An 18,484-nucleotide genomic window follows, 5' to 3' on the forward strand; every position below is an offset into this window, starting at 1 on the left:
GCGCACCCTACGCTATTCATCAGCATGGAAAACACCATGACCACACATGAAAAATTGATCGCCCTGCTTGACCAACATCAGGCGCGCTATCGCGTGATGGAGCATGAAGCGACCGGCAAGTGCGAAGCGGTGGCAGCGATTCGTGGTACGCAAGTGGGTCAAGGTGCGAAGGCGCTGGTGTGCCATGTGAAAGGCAACGGTATCAAACAGCATGTGCTGGCGGTGCTGCCTGCCGATCAGCAAGCGGATCTCAGCAAGGTTGCTGCAGCGGTTGGCGGTCGCCGTGCTTCGCTGGCCTCGCCTGCGGAAGTGGATACGCTGACCGGCTGCGTATTTGGGGCTATTCCGCCGTTTAGCTTCCATCCTGATTTACAGCTGGTGGTCGATCCACTGCTGTTTGAACGCTATGACGAAATCGCCTTCAATGCCGGATTGCTGGAGCAATCGGTGGTGCTGAATGTTGCGGATTATCGGGCGCTGCATAATGGTAACGTGATGAAAATAATCCTCTAATTGCCTTGCCAGGCCCTGAGCGGTACTCTTTCTGACTCAACATCACATCAAAAGAAGACCGATATTATGGCAAGTTCTCGTTTAACCGCCCGCCTGCGTCAGACGCTGGCGCTGGCTGTGCTGGCAGGTTGCGCGTTTGGTGCGCAGGCAAAAATTGATCAGGTGCGTTTCGCGGTTGATCCCACCTATCCTCCTTTCGAATCCAAAACGCCGCAGGGCAAACTGGTCGGTTTTGATATCGACCTCGGTAATGCGCTGTGCGAGCAGATGCAGGCCAAATGCGTGTGGGTGGAGAGCCAGTTCGATGGCATGATCCCTGCGCTGAAAGCGCGTAAGTTCGACGCCATCTTGTCGGATATGGGTATCACCGAAGAACGTCTGAAGCAGATTGATTTCACCGTGCCGCTCTACGACACCCATACCCAGCTGATTGCGCGTAAAGGTTCTGGCCTGCTGCCAACTGCTGAATCGCTGAAAGGCAAAACCGTGGGCGTTGAGCAAGGCACCGTGCAGGAGCGTTATGCGTTGGCCAAATGGCAGCCGCATGGCGTGCAGGTTGTACCTTATGGCGATCAGGCACAAGTTGAGAGCGATTTGATTTCGGGTCGTCTTGATGTGGTGTTTACCGATGCTGCTCAAGCCGCCAATGGTTTCCTGAAACATCCGCAGGGCAAAGATTTCGAATTGGCCGGCCCGATTGTGCAGGATCCGATTATCGGTCCGGGCACCGCGATTGGTCTGCGTAAAGGCGACACCGAACTGAAAACCGCACTGGATAACGCGTTTGCCGAACTGAAGAAGAACGGCACTTTCGATAAAATTCAGAAAAAGTACTTCGCAACTGACATCTCCATCCAGCAGTAATCTTTTGGGCGGCTTTTTTGCCGCCCTTTTTGCACTCAGCACTATAATTCCATCAGAAAATGCATCTGGCGTCGCTGAAAGCGTGCCATGAATAAAGGACATCGATAGCGTTATGCAACAACAACATCATCCTCTATTAAGCGCCTCGCTGGGCACGCAACGCGAAATTGTCAGCTTCCACTTCGGTACGGATTCACAGCAACGCGTCTATATTCAGGCTGCGCTGCACGGCGATGAACTGCCGGGCATGGCGGTGGCATGGTACTTGAAACAGAAATTGCTGGCGCTGGAATCTGCCGGACAACTCAAATCTAAAATCACATTGGTGCCGGTGGCGAATCCTTTAGCCATGGGACAACACTGGCACGGTAGCCATCTCGGGCGTTTCCATACGTTATCAGGACAAGATTTTAACCGCCGCTTCCCGGCATTGGGTGAAGCGCTGGCTGAAGAACTTGCTGATTCCCTGACACAAAGTGAATACGAAAATAAACGCCTGATCAGGGAAGCGATTGATCGCCATTATCGTGACCGCATTGCCCGCACCGAACTGGATGCCCAGCGCTTTACGCTGATGCGTATGGCGAGCCAGGCCGATTTGATGATTGATCTACATTGTGACTGGGATGCGCTGCCGCACCTCTACACCACGCCGCACGCGTGGCCGGATATTGAACCGCTGGCGCGTTGGTTAGGTAGTGAAGTGCAGTTACTGGCGCAGATTTCGGGCGGCGAACCGTTTGATGAGGCTTGCTGCGAGCCGTGGCTGACGCTGGCAGAGCGCTTTGGCGATGAGTATCCAATGCCGCGCGGCTTGCTGCCGGTGACGCTGGAACTGCGCGGTGTGGCGGATGTATCGCCTGAGATGGCGGAGAAAGATGCTGACGCGATTATCAATGCACTGATTGAGGGCGGATATATTGCCGGTGAAGTGGGTGAATCCCCTGCCCTGATTCATCCAGCGACGGCGCTGGCGGGATGTGAGTATATCCATGCGGCGCAATCTGGATTGGTGTTTTACCGACGTAATTTGGGTGAGTGGATTAAGGCGGGGGAAGTGGTGGCTGAGGTTGTTGATCCGATTACTGACCAGGTGATGCCGCTGGTGGCTGAGTTTGGTGGCGTGTTGTATGCGAGGAATTTGACCAAGTTTGTGACGGCGGGGATGTTGGTGGTGCGGTTGGCTGGGGAGAATGCTGGGAGACGGGGGGAGTTGTTGGTTGGGTAAAAATAAGGCTTCCCGAAGGAAGCCTTAATGCTGTTAGTCCAGCCATTCGGTATGGAACACACCGTCTTTATCGATACGCTTGTAAGTATGCGCACCAAAGTAGTCACGCTGAGCCTGAATCAGATTCGCCGGCAGAACTTCTGAACGATAGCTATCGTAGTATGCAATAGCAGCAGAGAAGGTCGGCGTCGGAATACCGTTCTGAATAGCGTAAGACACTACATCACGCAGCGCCTGCTGGTACTCATCAGCGATATTCTTGAAGTATGGATCCAGCAGCAGGTTTGCGATGTCTGCATCATTAGCATAAGCATCAGTAATTTTCTGCAGGAACTGAGCACGGATGATGCAACCAGCGCGGAAAATCTTAGCAATCTCGCCGTAATGCAGATCCCAGTTGTTTTCTTCGGAAGCAGCACGCAGTTGAGAGAAGCCCTGAGCATATGAGACGATTTTGCCCAGGTACAATGCACGACGCACTTTTTCTACGAACTCAGCTTTATCTCCGGTAAAGGCTTTCGCCTGCGGGCCGCTGAGTACTTTGGAAGCTGCAACACGCTGGGTTTTCAGAGAAGACAAATAGCGGGCAAATACAGATTCGGTGATCAATGACAGTGGCTCACCCAGATCCAATGAGCTCTGGCTGGTCCATTTACCGGTGCCTTTATTAGCTGCTTCATCCAGAATGACATCAACCAGATATTTACCGTCTTCATCTTTCTTAGTGAAGATATCTTTGGTGATGTCGATCAGGTAGCTGCTCAGCTCACCATTGTTCCACTCTGTAAAGGTTTCGGCCAGCTCTTCGTTATTCAGGCCCAATGCACCTTTCAACAATGCATAAGCTTCTGCAATCAACTGCATGTCGCCGTATTCGATGCCATTGTGAACCATCTTCACATAGTGGCCGGCACCATTGGGACCTATATAAGCCACACAGGCTTCACCATCTTCTGCACGTGCAGCAATCTTATCAAGGATTGGAGCAACCAGTTCGTACGCTTCTTTCTGGCCACCAGGCATGATTGATGGGCCTTTCAATGCACCCTCTTCACCGCCAGAAACACCGGTACCGATGAAATTGAAGCCTTGATCGGACAGCTCTTTGTTACGACGGATGGTGTCTTTATAGAAGGTGTTACCGCCATCGATCAGGATATCACCCTTATCCAGATGAGGAGTCAGGGAAGCGATAGTTTTATCAGTTGCCTCACCTGCTTGTACCATCAGCAGGATACGACGTGGTTTTTCCAGCGATTCAACAAACTCTTCAACAGTATAGAAAGGAGCGAGTTTCTTACCTTGGTTCTCAGCGATGACTTCATCAGTCTTTTCGCGTGAACGGTTAAAGATAGAAACAGTGTAACCGCGGCTCTCAATGTTAAGAGCCAAGTTGCGGCCCATTACTGCCATACCTACAACACCGATTTGTTGCTTGGACATTTTTTACTCCTATTTAAAAGCCTTTTAATACAGTATATTATCAGTAACATCACTGTTACTATCGGTCAAACAATTATAACTTAGATCGCACAAAGCGTTTGGAAGTAAAGAGCTCTTATAACTCTGTTAACAGATGTTAATAATTAATTTTTCTTATTACGCGCGCAATGGTTCTTAACGGTGCTGTGATTTTGAAAGATTTGCTATCAAACATTGCTGAAATTTCTTCATTTTTCTTTGAAACTTCTTCCTGAATTAAACTTATACATTTTTCACATTCAAATATTTTATTTTTATAATTTTCATTATCATTGTGTAAATGTAGTTCTCTGTTCCTAAGATGGCTTAATTCCTTAAGGTTTTTATCAAGCTCATCACGAAGAGATTTGATTTCTTGATTCATAGCTTGATAAAGCTTTCGTTGTGGAAGTAATGCATTCTCATAGTAATCCAAGTAAGGATCTGAACTTGAAACTGGTTTTGCATCATGCATAGGATAATTAAAATAAAGAAAATCTTTCGCATAAATTTTATTAATTAAAGATATTGTTTCTTCACTCAAAATATCAGTCAACCTACTTTGAACGCTATCTCTTTTTTTATTGAAATGTCCCAATGGCTCATTGACACCAATTATATTTTGTACTCGCAGCCAATCCTGATTTAAGAACTCTTGTTTACCAATAAAATCAGCAACGCACTTCTGGCCTACATAAAAAAAATAATGTTGTGGGCAAAAATGAATTAATCTCCAGTCATAACGAACAGCAATTTCGTTAATATTAGCAATGGCCCAGTCATTTATATCCTCATAATCATCAAGGTTATGCTGGAGTTTAAACTCCTCCCATGCACTTAAAAATCGCTCATAAGGATTTCTAACAAATCCAAAAGTGAAAAATCTGTCTGAAATTTCCTCCAACGAATGGACTTCATATTCAGAGGCTTGGATATGGGCCCTGTCTACGATTCGATCATATTTTTCAACATAGTATGGTCGCCAGTACTTCTCCCCTGAGCTATCATATTTCTGTAAGGCTTTTCTAACTGACGTTCCGGCAACTTTCGGGTTATGTATAAAAAGAAATCTTTTTTCAACTGAATAAATCATAATCAAAACACCAGTATTTATAAAATGAAAAACAAGGATTTTATTTTAAAGTGATTCAATATGGATGAGACTATTTCTATCATTATAAACGTTTAATAATTCATTCAAATGCTGGTCCATGGATACTGGTGAAAGGGCATTAAACCAGTATTCTCTTGAATCATAACCATTAAGTGTAAGGTCTGTTAATTTATTAACGAAATCTTTATAGTTGCCGGCCTGAAATGTAAAACGCTCATTTTTATTATGTAACTCGCAAGCGCCACCTAAGTTGCTGGTCAAAATGGGAATTCGACGACAATGCATTTCAATAGCAACTTGTGGAAGATTATCTTCCCAAAGAACAGGAACAATGCCTAGGTCAACATTTTCCAGAATTTTATCTATATTTTTGTGAGAATACCCATCAGCAAAAATCACATTATTAAATCGCGCAGTTAATTCCTTTAGAAGGTAATAGTAATGCTCATTGTGTCGTTTAGCCGCAACAACAATATTAATGTTTTTTGCAATATCTTCAGGTACTTTTCGCAGAGCGTCAATGAAAAATTCAAACCCTTTATCTTTTCGCATATAACCGAGATAGGCAATAGTCGAAATACCTTCCCCTTTAGGTTGCGAGTCTAAATATTTAGAGTAATGGGCGGTACCAATATAGGAAACTTTTAATAACTCTTTCTTAATGCCAAAGTTTAAACAAATATCTGCCACTCTTTTAGAAACAGTCAATATCACATCGCAATTTTCATTAATTGTTTGAATGAATTCTTGTCTTCTATTCAAAAAATAATGAGCATTTTCTGAAAAGTTTATCATGGGAGAATTCGATTGCGGGGGAGTAGCAAAACGTTTGATTTTATAGAAACTATTATTAACTTTGTGAGCCATCGACCAACTAAATTTAGATAGCAAAGTATTATCTTTTATATTTTTTGAAAGTAAAAAATTGTCGAGATAATAGTTTTTCTTAAAATAACCTTCCCCATGGTTGTGCGTAACGCAAGTAACACATTTTCGCCCTCCATTATAGTCCCTACAATTCTTGCGTTCTCTTTCCCACAAATTGACCTGTGGGCAAAAAGGATAATAATTGTGAACCGAGAAAACAATTTTTATACTTGGGAACGTCTCTTTTATCCTTTTAATTATTTTAACGGGAATTCCTTCTAAATTATTGAAGTGAATAACATCTAATTTCCCAATATCAGAAATCGCCTCCAAGAAAACTTTTTCAGTAGCATCATGACTAATTTGAGTTGAAGAGGAGAAAGAAAGATGAGAAGGCGCTAAAGTTGCAGAGTTAATAATTTCATATTTATTTCCGTTTTTTTTAAACTTTATTTCCGTATTAAAGGGGTTATAGTTAACACCTGAAGAGATAAAATAGACCTGAGTTTTTTCGTTTGCATTCAAAGCATCAATTAAATTCTTTTGATAAACAGTTACACCACCTCCTCTTTTGCGTTTATCATCATAGTCAACCCAATTATAAAAACAAATTCTCATGATAAGCCCATTATTTTCTAAAATTAATTTAAGTGATTGAATTACTTCCAAAGTTTAAATAACTTTAAAACCTGTATAAGTCTAATTATAATTATTTTTTTTATCCTGAATTTAATTAATGAAAAATCAAATAAGACTTTGTCTCCTTCAAATTGGTAGTTAAGTCTTCCAGAGTATTGTCTTACCAGCCTTTCTTTAAGTTTGATAGTCTCAGGTGAAGCCTTCCCACGGTAGTACCAATATAATTTTCGCAAAGGATGTGAGCAGAGAATATTCCAAGGTTTTTTTCTATCTGTAAAATGAATTATACCCAAGTCATTAATGGCTTCCATTTCTTCTGAAATCGAATACTTATGTTCCAAATCATTTAGGCAAAACATCCTACTATTCACATTCCATTTAAGTGGTAATAAACTAATATCATTGTTATAGGTTAAATTAAGGATGTCTTGATCTTGTAAGATTATATCCTGTTTTCTTGTAAAGTAATTAGCCATATATTCGATAAAAACATCATTATACTTTTCCCGGATTTTATTTAGGTCCATAATTAATACACCTGCATTAATATAAGAACTCTCAATCCCAAGTTGAAGTCGACGAGATTGAAGTACTCCCCCCTCATCCAAAGAACCGGCTAAAGATTTCCCCTGCAAATCATGAGACCAAAGCTCAGTTATATCATCACAAAAAATGATATCTGAATCTAAATATATGACCCTGTCAATTTCAGGTATTAGTTTATGGATAACTAATCGATAATATGTATTTAATGATATATAGTGCCTATTTAACGGTAAAGCATTAAATAGATCTGGATCAACGTCTAAGAACGAGACATCAATTTGCTCCGCAAAATAAACTGATAGCTTATTACGGTTATTCTGACTTAATTGAGCATCACACAATATAAATAACTTGACCTTACTACATGATTTATTATTTGCAATTAGTGATTGAATAGTAGTAAGAGCGTGAACGAAATAATTATCATTAAAAGACATGCATATGTTGATTTCAACACTAGTCTGAAGAGAAGCGTTGCAAGAAAGTCCATTATTTTTTGCAAAAGATAATTCTTTGGTTAATATCTCCTCAAAGTTTAAAGTGTTTTTTTCAGTCACATAAAGTAAGCCTGCAGTTTTAATTTTTATATCTTTATACTTCTTCTTGGCATATATTACATAAGCATTGATAAGGCGCTCGGCTAGAAACCCCCAGATTCTTTTTTGATAATTATCATAAGAATCGAGAGATATCATACTCTCGGCTTCAAATAAAACACCAAACGCAAAGTCACAATATTCATGAAAATATTCTTTTTTCATTATTGCTATATTTGCAAAAAAACAAGAAGTAGAATGTAAACTATCAAGCAGGGGTAAATAAAAATCTGGATAATTTTTCTTTACAATATCAATAATAATATCAAGATCTTTTTTATAATGATCTAATTCATAATGCTGATAATTTGTTAGTAATCTTGAAGGTAAACCTGCAGGATGCACATTCCACACAGGAGAAGTAATAACATCATAATTTTTACATTTTGTAATTATCGCTTCAGCACTTAACCCATTAGCCTTCACAACATCTGCATTTAAGTTGTCTACAACTGAGAATCCATCGTCAGACTCCATCGAAAGATATCTGCGATAATGCATTAAACCATAATAATCTGCATCGAGATTTTTCCAAGCCCAAAAGATTGCTGTTAACTCACACCAAGATTTGTTTTTGGCAGAAATGTTGGTGCCGCTATCATCTCCAATGCAATAATCTAATTTCACAGGTGATAATACCCTACCAACCTGAATTGGCAAGATACAATCGTTGCTAATGTATTCAAACTCTTTATGATGGCACACCAATATTTTAACTTTAATATTTTCTGACACAGTATATCCTTATGATGACAATATTCTAGAGTAAGCAGACATAGTTTGTTTAATGATAATAACAGAGCCAAAATGCGTCTCAACTAACCTTCGTCCATTTTCACCCATGTGCCTTCGTATATTGATATCTGAAAGAAGGAATATAATTTTATTTTTAAGTTCATCTATATTGCCTTTTTCAATTAGATAGCCATTAATACCATTATGTAAAATATTTCCACACCCCCCGGTATCATAAGCAATGATAGGCCTGCCTTTAGCAGCAGCTTCAATCAAAATTCGGGGAACACCTTCAAAATAAGTTGATGGTAAAACAACAATACTATTACTTTCAATAAGGTTAGAAATATCATCCCTTTTTCCTAACCAAGTAATTATTGATTCTTCATTCCACACGTCGATGGTACTTAAAGGTATGGAGTCGGGGTCTCCCTCAACACTTATGCCGGCAACATTTAAATCAAACTCGATATGTGCTGATATATCTTTTTTTATTTTTACTAAATCACCTAAACCCTTGCACCAAAGGAGTCTACTAGCGAATAAAACACTAGGTTTTAATGAGTCTTCTTCTTGAACATAATTGAATTTTTCAAGATCCACACCTGAACCATTAATTACAACACATCTTTCTCTTGGAATACTTATTAATTGCAACAATATATTTTGGTCATTTTCATGCTCAAATAATAGTAAGGATTTTTTATTTTTAAAAATTAACTTGTAAATAAACCCAACTATTCTTTTTAATAGCTTATAACTACATGTTTGAATCATGAAAACACGCCCTAACCCAACAAAACTTGCGATAAAGGGTTTATGCATGAAGCGAGAAAAAAGACCACCAATTATTATCGGCTTAATAGTAATGCAATGAATTAAATCAGGATTGATTCGTTTGAGAATTTTTATGCTATTGAAAAAATCAGAGATAGCATGGAATATCTTTAAACTTCTTTCACGCATTCCAGTTTGATGACAGTGAAATCCTTGTGTTCCTAATCTTTGCATTTCAGCGTCACTAAAATTACTGACAATATGGACTTCATTGTTTCCATTTTTTAAAGCATTTGCCCTATCCAACCAATGAAGTTCAAAATACCAGCCAGAATTCACAAAGAAGCAAATTTTTTTCATTGAGACGTTTTCAGTGTCTTTTCCCACTTAAATTCCTTAAACCGTCACTTACACCTTTAAAGTAGTATTTAACACTCAGTTTTATATTATTACTTTTTAAAGTGTGGATGAAATAAACTATCAACCTTACAGCGATGGCTCTTTTTGAAAAGAAACATTCTTTGCCATAACTCTTTTTTCCTATAATGATATTTCTTACTAAATAGTAAATTTTCCAAGGGGGCAATTTTACTGAGCTTTCCGCAACAATATCATGTCTGAAAACAAGTGCTGCTTCATAGCGAATTTTGACACCCATTCTTAATAAAAAGTAAGAGTAAAAAACATCATCGTAATATATGAATAATTTCCTATCAATATTAGAATAAGTTTTTTCTAAAACATCATGACTGATTATGCAACCAACAAAGGAAAAGGTTATACTCTCTGAATCTAGCTCAGAACTCACTACAAACTTATCCTTATTAATGCAATATAAAAAATTATCCGTGAAAGTTGTTGTTTTTCTTATCCATGGTTTATTCATTGTGCATATATTGTTTTTTAAATCCAAAACTTTAGAACAGTAGGCCACATGTTCATCAGGATTTAAACTTTCAAATTTATTCAAAAAATCCTTTTCAGGGTAAGCGTCATCATCATAAAAAACAATCCATTTGGTTTTTACATGTTTGGATATAAATTCAGCGCCTAAATAAAAACCGCCTGCGCCACCTATATTGTATTTAGATTCGATAACTTTAATGCGTGAATCATGTAATTGTGATAACCATTGACTCGTATTATCTGTAGATGCATTGTTAACGATAACTATATGCTGAAAAGGCAACGCAAGCGTTGCCTCAATAGTCTTTATTAGTTTATTCAGACGGTTAAAGGTAACTATTAATGCTGTTGCATTCATCTTACATCAACCGTAAATACCGGCATTTTATCTTCAGATTTCAATGATTTTAGGTAACATTCTGCAGTATTAAGTGCTTCAGCAATGGTTACATCCATATCTAGGTATCTATAAGTACCTAACCGGCCGATAAATGTGATTTTCGATTCTTTTTCAGCCAAACTAATATATTTTGACAACATATCCATTTCCCCAACTTGACGAATAGGATAATAAGGAATATCGTTCTCACCACAACTACGACTATATTCTTTATAGCAAATAGACTTTTCGTGTTTTTCCCAAGGAGCAAAATATTTATGCTCCGTAATACGAGTGTAAGGTATATCAGGTTCACAGTAGTTCATTACTGCACATCCTTGATAATCTCCTTCATAGGTAAACTCTTCAAAATCCAAAGTTCTATAACCTAATCGCCCAAACTCATGCTCGTAAAATGCGTCAAGTGGTCCGCTGTAAAATACATGATCATAATTTTCTCGAGTTTTCAGATCAAAACTAGTATTCAGTGACACTTTTACATTTTTATGATCAAGAATGCTTTCCACGATCGCCGTATAACCATTTTCTGGCATGCCTTGGTATTTATGATTAAAGTAATTATCATCATAATTAAAACGTACGGGCAATCTTTTTAAAATTGATGCTGGTAATTCTTTGGGATGCATTCCCCATTGCTTAATGGTATAGCTTTTAAAAAAGGCTTCGTATAACTCTTTACCTACGAAACGTAGAGCTTGTTCTTCGAAAGTTACTGGTGTCGAGATGGATTTTTCACCTTTACTTTCAATTAATTTTTTTGCTTCATCAGGATTGCAAGTCTTTTCAAAGAATTGATTTATTGTATGAAGGTTAATAGGTAAAGAAAAAACTTTATTATTTACTGTTGCTTTAACACGGTTTGTGTAAGGCATCATATTGCCATACTTGTTAATATAAGCCCAAACCTTTTCATTATCAGTATGGAAAATGTGCGGTCCATATGTGTGGATCATCACTTGAGACACATGTTCTCTTTCACTGTAGCAATTACCTGCAATATGATTTCGAGAATCAATTACCTCAACATTATGCCCACTTTCTGCAAGCTCTCTAGCTATAACTGCACCTGAAAAACCAGCTCCAACAACAAGAATATTTTTGCTCATCACATTTACCTTCAATCACTGCATGAATGCGCGGTAGTCGTTAATAATTTCTTTACTATTACCAATACGTCTAACTTTATGATTTTCAATCCAAATAACTTTATTACAGATTTTCTCAATGTCATCCATATTATGGCTTACAAATAATATTGTGACACCTTTACTTCTGAATTCATTTATTGTTTTAATACATTTCTTTTGAAAACTAATATCCCCGACAGCTAGAACTTCATCTATTATTAGAATGTCAGGATCTACTTGAGTGATAACTGAAAATCCTAGCTTAGCCAACATGCCACTTGAATATACTCTAATGGGCTCGTCAATGAACTCTCCGAGTTCAGAATACTCAATTATCTTATCAATTTTTGCATTTAGTTCTTTTCTTCTTAAACCAAGTAAAGTTGCATTTAAACGAATATTTTCTCTTCCTGTAAGTTCCGGATGAAAGCCTCCTCCCAGCTCAAGCATAGAGGCCACCCTACCTTTAACAAAGACTGAACCAGTGCTAGGCTTTATCACTCCAGCCACCAGCGAAAGTGATGTACTTTTACCTGCACCATTTCGGCCAATTAGCGCTACTGATTCGCCTTTTAAGACTTGAAATGAAATATCTTCTATTGCTAAATAAGATCTGCCGGATAACATCGATAATGCACGTTTAGGATTGAATATCAACTCTTTGATGCCAGATCCAATATGATGATATAGAGGGTACCTTTTTGTGACATTTTTAAACTCAATCGCTACACTCATTACAATATCTCAGCAAAACGGAATTTTAATTTATTAAACACCCAAACTCCAATGAGTAAAGTTGTAAATGAATAGAAATATAAATGCAAAATATTTCCATAATCAATTACACCATGCATAAATAAATCACGCCAGGAAAGAATCATTAAAGAAAGCGGATTTGCGTCGATCAACCAATGATACTCAGCAGGTATTAAATCTACTGAATAAAGGATAGGTGTGCAATAAAACATAAGCATAATGCCCAGACTAATGAAACGCTCTAGATCTCTGAAGAATAAGTTAAGTGTTGATAATATTAATGCTAATCCGTAGGTTAATATCATTTGCCCTAAACCAATCAATGGAATCCCCCACAGCCATGAAAGTGAAGGGCTCATATCATAAATAATTAGAAAAACGATGATAACAGGAATGGTACAAAGAAAATGTAAGAATTCCATAAAGACGTTACAGAAAGGGATTACTGAACGTGGGAAGACTGTTTTTTTTATAATCTGTGCATTTGAAATAAAGGAAAATAATGAGTTACTAGTTGAACCTGCAAACCATTGCCAAGGAAATAAGCCAGTTATTAAAAAAACAGTATAATTCGGTATTTGAACTCTCATGATAAGTTTAAATATAAAATAATAAATCATCGCAAACAACAGGGGATTTGCGATAGACCAAAGATAGCCTAAAAAGCTACTTTTATACCTGACCTTTAATTCTTTCTCTGTGATTACAGTTATTAAATCAAAAAGATAACCAAAATTATACTTCATATAAATTGCTCAGTTTGCCTAATAAACGTACGAATTACTTCGCGCTACTATGTTATGAGAATGCTACCGCCCCTGGCTTAAAGCTACCAGTGCACTAGGCGTACCTGACTTGAACTTCTATGGGATCAGGTATGATGATTACCCCTGAACCTATATTATAAACGAAGGAGTTAGCAGTAAAATTTCCAGTTTTCTCAGCCAAGGTCCTTATAAACTGGACCATATTTTCCAATATGCAGCCCAGAATGCTAACATTTTCGATATAAATCTTAAAGCTGAGACGAAGCCATTTTTAACATAGATTAGACGAATCCTATAAAAAACAAAAAGCCTGTCATTGACAGGCTTACAAGAGTGTAAAATATCTACTTAAATCCGTTAGGATTCTTACTCTGCCAGTTCCACGTATCACGCATCATGGCATCAATCCCGCGCGTCACGCGCCAGTCCAGTTCGTTGTTCGCCAGCGTCGCATCTGCCCAAAACGCCGGCAAATCACCGTCACGGCGAGGCTTAAACTCAAACGGAATTGGCTTACCAGACGCTTTCTCAAACGCCTTGATCATCTCCAGCACGGAGAAGCCCACGCCGCCGCCGAGGTTGTAAGCTTTGTAGCCTTCAACTTTGGCTAAGTGGTCCAACGCTTTCAGGTGCCCTTCTGCCAGGTCGACAACGTGAATGTAGTCGCGCTGTGCGGTGCCATCCGGCGTGTCGTAGTCATCGCCAAACACGCCCAGCTTCTCCAGACGGCCAATCGCCACCTGCGCGATGTACGGCAGCAGGTTGTTAGGAATGCCGGTTGGATCTTCACCGATTTCACCAGACTCATGCGCGCCAACCGGGTTGAAGTAGCGCAGTGCGATGGCTTTGAAATTCGGATCGGCTTTAGCGAAATCGCGCATCACGAATTCGATCATCAGCTTTGAAGTACCGTACGGGCTAGTGGTACCGCCAATTGGCGTGGTTTCCACGTAAGGAACCGGCGCATCGGCGCCATAAACGGTCGCAGATGAGCTGAAGATGAAGTTCCACACGCCAGCAGCGCGCATCTCTTCCAGCAGCACCACGGTGCCAGCCACGTTGTTTTCGTAGTATTCCAGCGGCATGCGCGTGGATTCACCAACGGCCTTCAGTGCGGCGAAGTGAATCACAGCGCTGATATCGTTAGTGGCAAACAGGTCACGCAGGCAGGCGCGATCGCGGATATCGCCTTCAACGAACACCGCTTTTTTGCCTGAGAGCTTTTCCACGCGGTTGATGGCTTCGCGGGAAGCATTGCAAAGGTTATCCAGGACCACAACGTCGTCGCCGCGCTCTAACAGCGCCAGCACCGTATGGGAGCCGATGTATCCCGCTCCGCCCGTTACCAAAATAGCCATGTGTACTCCTTTAAACCGCGCTAAAGGCGCGGTAGAGAATGAGAAAGCTTATTTCGCCAGGATTTTCTGAATAGATTCGCGGAAATCGCGGCCCTGATCGTTGTTACGCAAGCCGTAAGAGACGAATGCCTGCATATAACCGAGTTTACGACCGCAGTCGTAGCTGGTACCGGTCAGCAGCTGCACATCAACTGGCTTCTTCTTGCTCAGAGAGGCGATAGCATCGGTCAGCTGAATGCGGCCCCATGCGCCCGGCTCAGTGCGCTCCAGCTCTTCCCAGATATCCGCAGAGAGCACATAACGGCCAACTGCCGTCAGGTCAGAGTCGGTAGAACCCGCTTCTGGCTTCTCAACAAAGCTGGTGATGGTGCTGATATCGCCTGGGTTATCAATCGGCTCTTCGGTGGTCAGCACGCCATATTCAGTAAGATCTTCGCCCGGCATGTGTTTCGCCAGCACCTGGCTGTGGCCGGTATCTTCGAAGCGAGCAACCATTGAGGCAAGGTTATAACGCAGGTGGTCAGCGGTGGAGTCATCCAGCAGCACGTCTGGCAGCACCACCACAAATGGGTTGTCGCCAATCATTGGACGCGCGCACAGCACGGAGTGGCCCAGGCCCAATGGGTTGGCCTGCCGCACGTTCATGATGGTCACGCCCGGCGGACAGATTGACTGCACTTCGCTCAGCAGCTGACGTTTAACGCGCGCTTCAAGCAGCGCTTCCAGCTCGTAAGTAGTATCGAAGTGGTTTTCCACTGCATTTTTGGAAGCATGGGTGACCAGCACAATCTCCTTGATGCCAGCCGCGACGCATTCGTCAACAATGTATTGAATCATTGGTTTGTCGACAATTGGCAGCATCTCTTTCGGAATGGCTTTGGTCGCAGGAAGCATATGCATACCGAGACCCGCAACGGGGATTACTGCTTTAAGCTTGGTCATATTTATTCCATTTCATGAAGTGAATACGTGGGGTCGATTATGCAGGATCGGCCGGTCGAGCAAGTATAATCTTTATCTGAAAAACCGGCACTAACTCTCTGTCACACCATCAAAAATCGCCAATTTGGCCGGTAAAAACGCCGAAATTCCAATGAGGAACCGATGCGCTAAACCGCTGAAAAATCGTGAAAGGATTTGAGATGACGAGACCAGAGATTGACTGAAAGCTGTGTCGATAATGCGCCATAAATGGCGCCGCTACGGACCGTGCAAACATTGAGTCATCTGTAGCGGCGCGATTCATCACGCGGGTTGGATGTTGATGGCTACAGCCAGCCCTCAAACCATTCCGGCATCACGAACAGGTTGAAGTGGTTTACCAGCATCATCAGCGCAACAAACACCACCGACACCGAAACCCACTGACGCGCATACGGCATAAAGCGGATGCCAATCACCGGCTTGATGAAGAACGGATGGGCAAAGGCCGAAATCAGCACCTGCGAGATCGACAGCGTCAGCGCCACATACAGCACGTTCGGCCAGATGTAGGTCGTCGCCAGCACCGCAACCACCACTAAGCTCGCCACAATGTTCCAGTAGAACTCAACATTGGTGCGGCCGTTGGCCTGCGAAATCGCGCCGGTTAAGCCGCCCATCGGACGCAGCATGCCAAACAGCAGCATCAGCGGGATCAGATGGTAAACCTGCTCATGTGAAGCGCCGTACAGCACGCGCACAATGACCGGGGAAAGAATGCCAATCGCCAGATACATCGCGCTACTGAACAGCATGATGACGAAGGTGCCTTTAAGGAACAGCTTTTTCAGCTGCTCTGGATCGTGCTGCTTCTCAGCGAAGCGCGGCAATGCCAGGCGGTTAATCACCGGCGAAACCAGCTTCAGCGGTTGCAGAATGAGCTCTTTTGCCAGCGAGTAAATCCCCAGCATCTCCGCACCCATCACTTTACCGACGATCAGCGCATCGGCCTGGGTACGCAGCTGGTTGATGGTCTGCGAACCGAGCTGATACACGCCATAACGTACGGCGCTGACGAAGGTTTTGCCGTCGAACTCCCAGGTCGGACGCCACGATCTCTCGCCGAAGTAGATCATGCAAAGAATGCGCGTGAAGGCGTTGATGAACAGACCAAGAATCGCCGCCGCCACGGTAAGCGAGGTGTAATACAGCATCGCCACGGTACACAGGAACGCAAACAGCTTGGTGGCCATCTCAATCTTCGCCAGCGTTACCATGCGTTTGGTTTTCACATAGTGCGCCTGATACTGCGACAGATGTCCCAGCACCAGGAAGTTGAGGCTGGTGAGCATGATCAGGCCCACCAGCTCCGGCAAGTGATAGAACCACGCTACCGGATAGGCAATCGCCAGCATAATTAAGCCGGTGCAGAAACTGAGCGACACGTTCACCCAGTAAATGGTGCTCTGCTCACGGCGATTAATATCCTGGCGATGCACGATATAGCTGCTCATGCCCATATCCTGCAGCACGGTCGCCACCGCCAGAATCGCATTGATGATCGCCAGTAAACCCAGCTCGTGCGTTTCCAGTTTGCGCGCCAGCACGGCGAGCTGTAACACCTGGAGCAATGCGGCAAAACAGGTACTACCAAACAGCCAAACGGCCTGTTTTTTTAATCCGCTCACACCATGCGCTCCAGAATTTTCGCCAGCTCACCGTAAGCGATGTGCTGATTGAACTCAGTTTCGACTTTCTGCCGCGCAGCGGCGACCACCGGTGCCACATCCACGTCGCCACGCGACAGGCGCAGCAACGTCGCTGCCAGCTCGTCAGGATCGTTTTCGGCCACCAGCCATCCGCTGACGTCATTCTCAATCAGTTCAGGAATGCCGCTGTGATAGGTCGACACCACCGGCAAGCCAACTGCCATCGCTTCCATCAGCGCCACCGGAATGCCTTCCATATCGCCATCTGCGGCGGTTTTAGACGGCAGCAGGAAGATGTCCGCCTCGTTCAGCGCCTGACGAATTTCATCCTGCGGCTTGAAGCCCGGCATGGTGACGTAATCCTGCAATCCAGCGCGCGCGATGTGCTCGCGCATCATGCCATCCTGCTCGCCGTTACCGATGATGGTGAACTGAAACTGGCCGCCATTATTGCGCAGGATTTCGCTGGCTTTCACCGCCACATCCAACCCTTTCTTCTCGGTCAGACGCGCGACTGAGACGATGCGCAACGGTTGATGGAACGCCTCGCGCGGACGGAAGTTAAACTTCTCCGGCTCGATGCCCATACGCGTGACATGCACCTTGGCGCGCGGACAACCCATCTCAATCAGCTTGTTCTCCCACAAGTGGCTGATAGGCAGCATCAGTTCGCTCTGTTTGAACAGGTTGACGTAGTCGAGCTTGTGCTCTTCCAGGATGTGACGACGCGAAATATCCGCGCCGTGGAACACCGTCGCCTGCTTGCCTTTCAGCACGCCGAGTTCGCGCAGCTTGTTAGCCAGTGCGCCGGCATAGCCGAAGTGCACCAGAAACACATCGGCGGTGTAAGGCTGCCTGGTATTGGCGACAATCGCCGGCAGCAGCAGTTTGCTGGCCTGTGCGCCGTAGCGACGCACATTCAGCGACTTGAGCAGCGCGCCTTTGGTGATTTTCGGCAGTATCAACCCGATACGCTGCGTCAGCTTATCAAGGTTGGATACTTTCTCTTCCGGCAGTAAATAGTGGGTTTTCGCTGCCAAATTGTAGTCATCGAACGCGGCGTGGCGATTAATCATATCGCCCGGAAACACGGAGATAATCTCCACGTCGTAGCCTGCATCGATGAAATGCGTCACCTGATTGAGCACGAAGGTCTCAGAGGCAACAGGAAAACGCATGGTGAAAAAGGTCAGCTTCATC

16 protein-coding genes are annotated in these 18,484 nt (G+C 42.8%); 3 read left to right on the forward strand and 13 right to left on the reverse strand.

Going from position 1 to position 18,484, the window contains the following annotated elements; genetic code table 11:
- Positions 1-36 precede the first annotated feature (36 nt).
- From MWH02_RS13025 to MWH02_RS13035, 3 genes are all read left to right on the forward strand, one after another.
- Positions 37-513: a YbaK/prolyl-tRNA synthetase associated domain-containing protein gene (locus tag MWH02_RS13025; RefSeq protein WP_271460791.1), complete on the forward strand. Its 477-nt coding sequence runs from the start codon at positions 37-39 to the stop codon at positions 511-513.
- A gap of 66 nt (positions 514-579) precedes the next feature.
- A complete protein-coding gene (locus MWH02_RS13030; RefSeq protein WP_271460792.1) occupies positions 580-1,377 on the forward strand; it encodes an ABC transporter substrate-binding protein in 798 nt (265 codons plus the stop codon).
- 112 nt (positions 1,378-1,489) lie between these two features.
- A complete protein-coding gene (locus tag MWH02_RS13035; RefSeq protein WP_271460793.1) occupies positions 1,490-2,605 on the forward strand; it encodes a succinylglutamate desuccinylase/aspartoacylase family protein in 1,116 nt (371 codons plus the stop codon).
- A 33-nt stretch (positions 2,606-2,638) separates the two neighbouring features.
- Here MWH02_RS13035 and gnd read toward each other — a convergent pair whose 3' ends face one another.
- The 13 genes from gnd to MWH02_RS13100 form a co-directional block, all read right to left on the reverse strand.
- Entirely contained in the window at positions 2,639-4,048 is a 1,410-nt protein-coding gene (gene gnd / locus MWH02_RS13040) for an NADP-dependent phosphogluconate dehydrogenase (RefSeq protein ID WP_271460794.1), read from the reverse strand.
- Between the two features lie 136 nt (positions 4,049-4,184).
- Complete coding sequence (locus tag MWH02_RS13045) at positions 4,185-5,159, reverse strand: sulfotransferase family 2 domain-containing protein (protein ID WP_271460795.1); 975 nt, start codon at positions 5,157-5,159, stop codon at positions 4,185-4,187.
- A gap of 45 nt (positions 5,160-5,204) precedes the next feature.
- Positions 5,205-6,716 carry a glycosyltransferase gene (locus tag MWH02_RS13050; protein ID WP_271460796.1) on the reverse strand — a complete coding sequence of 504 codons (1,512 nt, stop codon included), beginning with the start codon at positions 6,714-6,716 and terminating at the stop codon, positions 5,205-5,207.
- Positions 6,707-8,563 carry a DUF4422 domain-containing protein gene (locus MWH02_RS13055; protein WP_271460797.1) on the reverse strand — a complete coding sequence of 619 codons (1,857 nt, stop codon included), beginning with the start codon at positions 8,561-8,563 and terminating at the stop codon, positions 6,707-6,709. The genes MWH02_RS13050 and MWH02_RS13055 overlap by 10 nt, the downstream gene beginning before the upstream one ends.
- Before the next feature lie 9 nt (positions 8,564-8,572).
- A complete protein-coding gene (locus tag MWH02_RS13060) occupies positions 8,573-9,727 on the reverse strand; it encodes a glycosyltransferase family 4 protein (protein ID WP_271460798.1) in 1,155 nt (384 codons plus the stop codon).
- Complete coding sequence (locus tag MWH02_RS13065; RefSeq protein WP_271460799.1) at positions 9,711-10,604, reverse strand: glycosyltransferase; 894 nt, start codon at positions 10,602-10,604, stop codon at positions 9,711-9,713. Before MWH02_RS13065 ends, MWH02_RS13060 begins: the two co-directional genes overlap by 17 nt.
- Positions 10,601-11,755, reverse strand: a complete 1,155-nt coding sequence (gene glf / locus MWH02_RS13070) for a UDP-galactopyranose mutase (protein WP_271460800.1) — start codon at positions 11,753-11,755, stop codon at positions 10,601-10,603. The genes MWH02_RS13065 and glf overlap by 4 nt, the downstream gene beginning before the upstream one ends.
- Positions 11,756-11,767: 12 nt before the next feature.
- On the reverse strand, positions 11,768-12,508 hold the full coding sequence (locus tag MWH02_RS13075; RefSeq protein ID WP_271460801.1) for an ABC transporter ATP-binding protein: 741 nt from the start codon (positions 12,506-12,508) through the stop codon (positions 11,768-11,770).
- On the reverse strand, positions 12,508-13,275 hold the full coding sequence (locus MWH02_RS13080) for an ABC transporter permease (RefSeq protein WP_271460802.1): 768 nt from the start codon (positions 13,273-13,275) through the stop codon (positions 12,508-12,510). Before MWH02_RS13080 ends, MWH02_RS13075 begins: the two co-directional genes overlap by 1 nt.
- Positions 13,276-13,640: 365 nt before the next feature.
- A complete protein-coding gene (gene galE, locus MWH02_RS13085) occupies positions 13,641-14,654 on the reverse strand; it encodes a UDP-glucose 4-epimerase GalE (protein WP_154183664.1) in 1,014 nt (337 codons plus the stop codon).
- A 48-nt stretch (positions 14,655-14,702) separates the two neighbouring features.
- Positions 14,703-15,596 (reverse strand): UTP--glucose-1-phosphate uridylyltransferase GalF, encoded by an 894-nt coding sequence (gene galF / locus MWH02_RS13090; protein ID WP_101763372.1) that lies wholly within the window; start codon positions 15,594-15,596, stop codon positions 14,703-14,705.
- Positions 15,597-15,922: 326 nt separating this feature from the next.
- On the reverse strand, positions 15,923-17,263 hold the full coding sequence (locus MWH02_RS13095; RefSeq protein WP_192411532.1) for an MOP flippase family protein: 1,341 nt from the start codon (positions 17,261-17,263) through the stop codon (positions 15,923-15,925).
- Entirely contained in the window at positions 17,260-18,483 is a 1,224-nt protein-coding gene (locus MWH02_RS13100; RefSeq protein WP_101763424.1) for a glycosyltransferase, read from the reverse strand. Before MWH02_RS13100 ends, MWH02_RS13095 begins: the two co-directional genes overlap by 4 nt.
- Between the last annotated feature and the right edge of the window lies 1 nt (position 18,484).

This window comes from Pantoea leporis, from assembly GCF_028048155.1.
In the GTDB taxonomy this organism is placed as follows: domain Bacteria; phylum Pseudomonadota; class Gammaproteobacteria; order Enterobacterales; family Enterobacteriaceae; genus Pantoea; species Pantoea leporis.

Coding starts and splice junctions, on each gene's coding strand:
- MWH02_RS13065 (WP_271460799.1), bottom strand. CDS start 10,604: ATGAATGCAACAGCATTAATAGTTACCTTTAACCGTCTGAATAAACTA.
- MWH02_RS13045 (WP_271460795.1), bottom strand. CDS start 5,159: ATGATTTATTCAGTTGAAAAAAGATTTCTTTTTATACATAACCCGAAA.
- MWH02_RS13025 (WP_271460791.1), top strand. CDS start 37: ATGACCACACATGAAAAATTGATCGCCCTGCTTGACCAACATCAGGCG.
- MWH02_RS13030 (WP_271460792.1), top strand. CDS start 580: ATGGCAAGTTCTCGTTTAACCGCCCGCCTGCGTCAGACGCTGGCGCTG.
- galF (WP_101763372.1), bottom strand. CDS start 15,596: ATGACCAAGCTTAAAGCAGTAATCCCCGTTGCGGGTCTCGGTATGCAT.
- MWH02_RS13075 (WP_271460801.1), bottom strand. CDS start 12,508: ATGAGTGTAGCGATTGAGTTTAAAAATGTCACAAAAAGGTACCCTCTA.
- MWH02_RS13100 (WP_101763424.1), bottom strand. CDS start 18,483: ATGAAGCTGACCTTTTTCACCATGCGTTTTCCTGTTGCCTCTGAGACC.
- gnd (WP_271460794.1), bottom strand. CDS start 4,048: ATGTCCAAGCAACAAATCGGTGTTGTAGGTATGGCAGTAATGGGCCGC.
- galE (WP_154183664.1), bottom strand. CDS start 14,654: ATGGCTATTTTGGTAACGGGCGGAGCGGGATACATCGGCTCCCATACG.
- MWH02_RS13080 (WP_271460802.1), bottom strand. CDS start 13,275: ATGAAGTATAATTTTGGTTATCTTTTTGATTTAATAACTGTAATCACA.
- MWH02_RS13035 (WP_271460793.1), top strand. CDS start 1,490: ATGCAACAACAACATCATCCTCTATTAAGCGCCTCGCTGGGCACGCAA.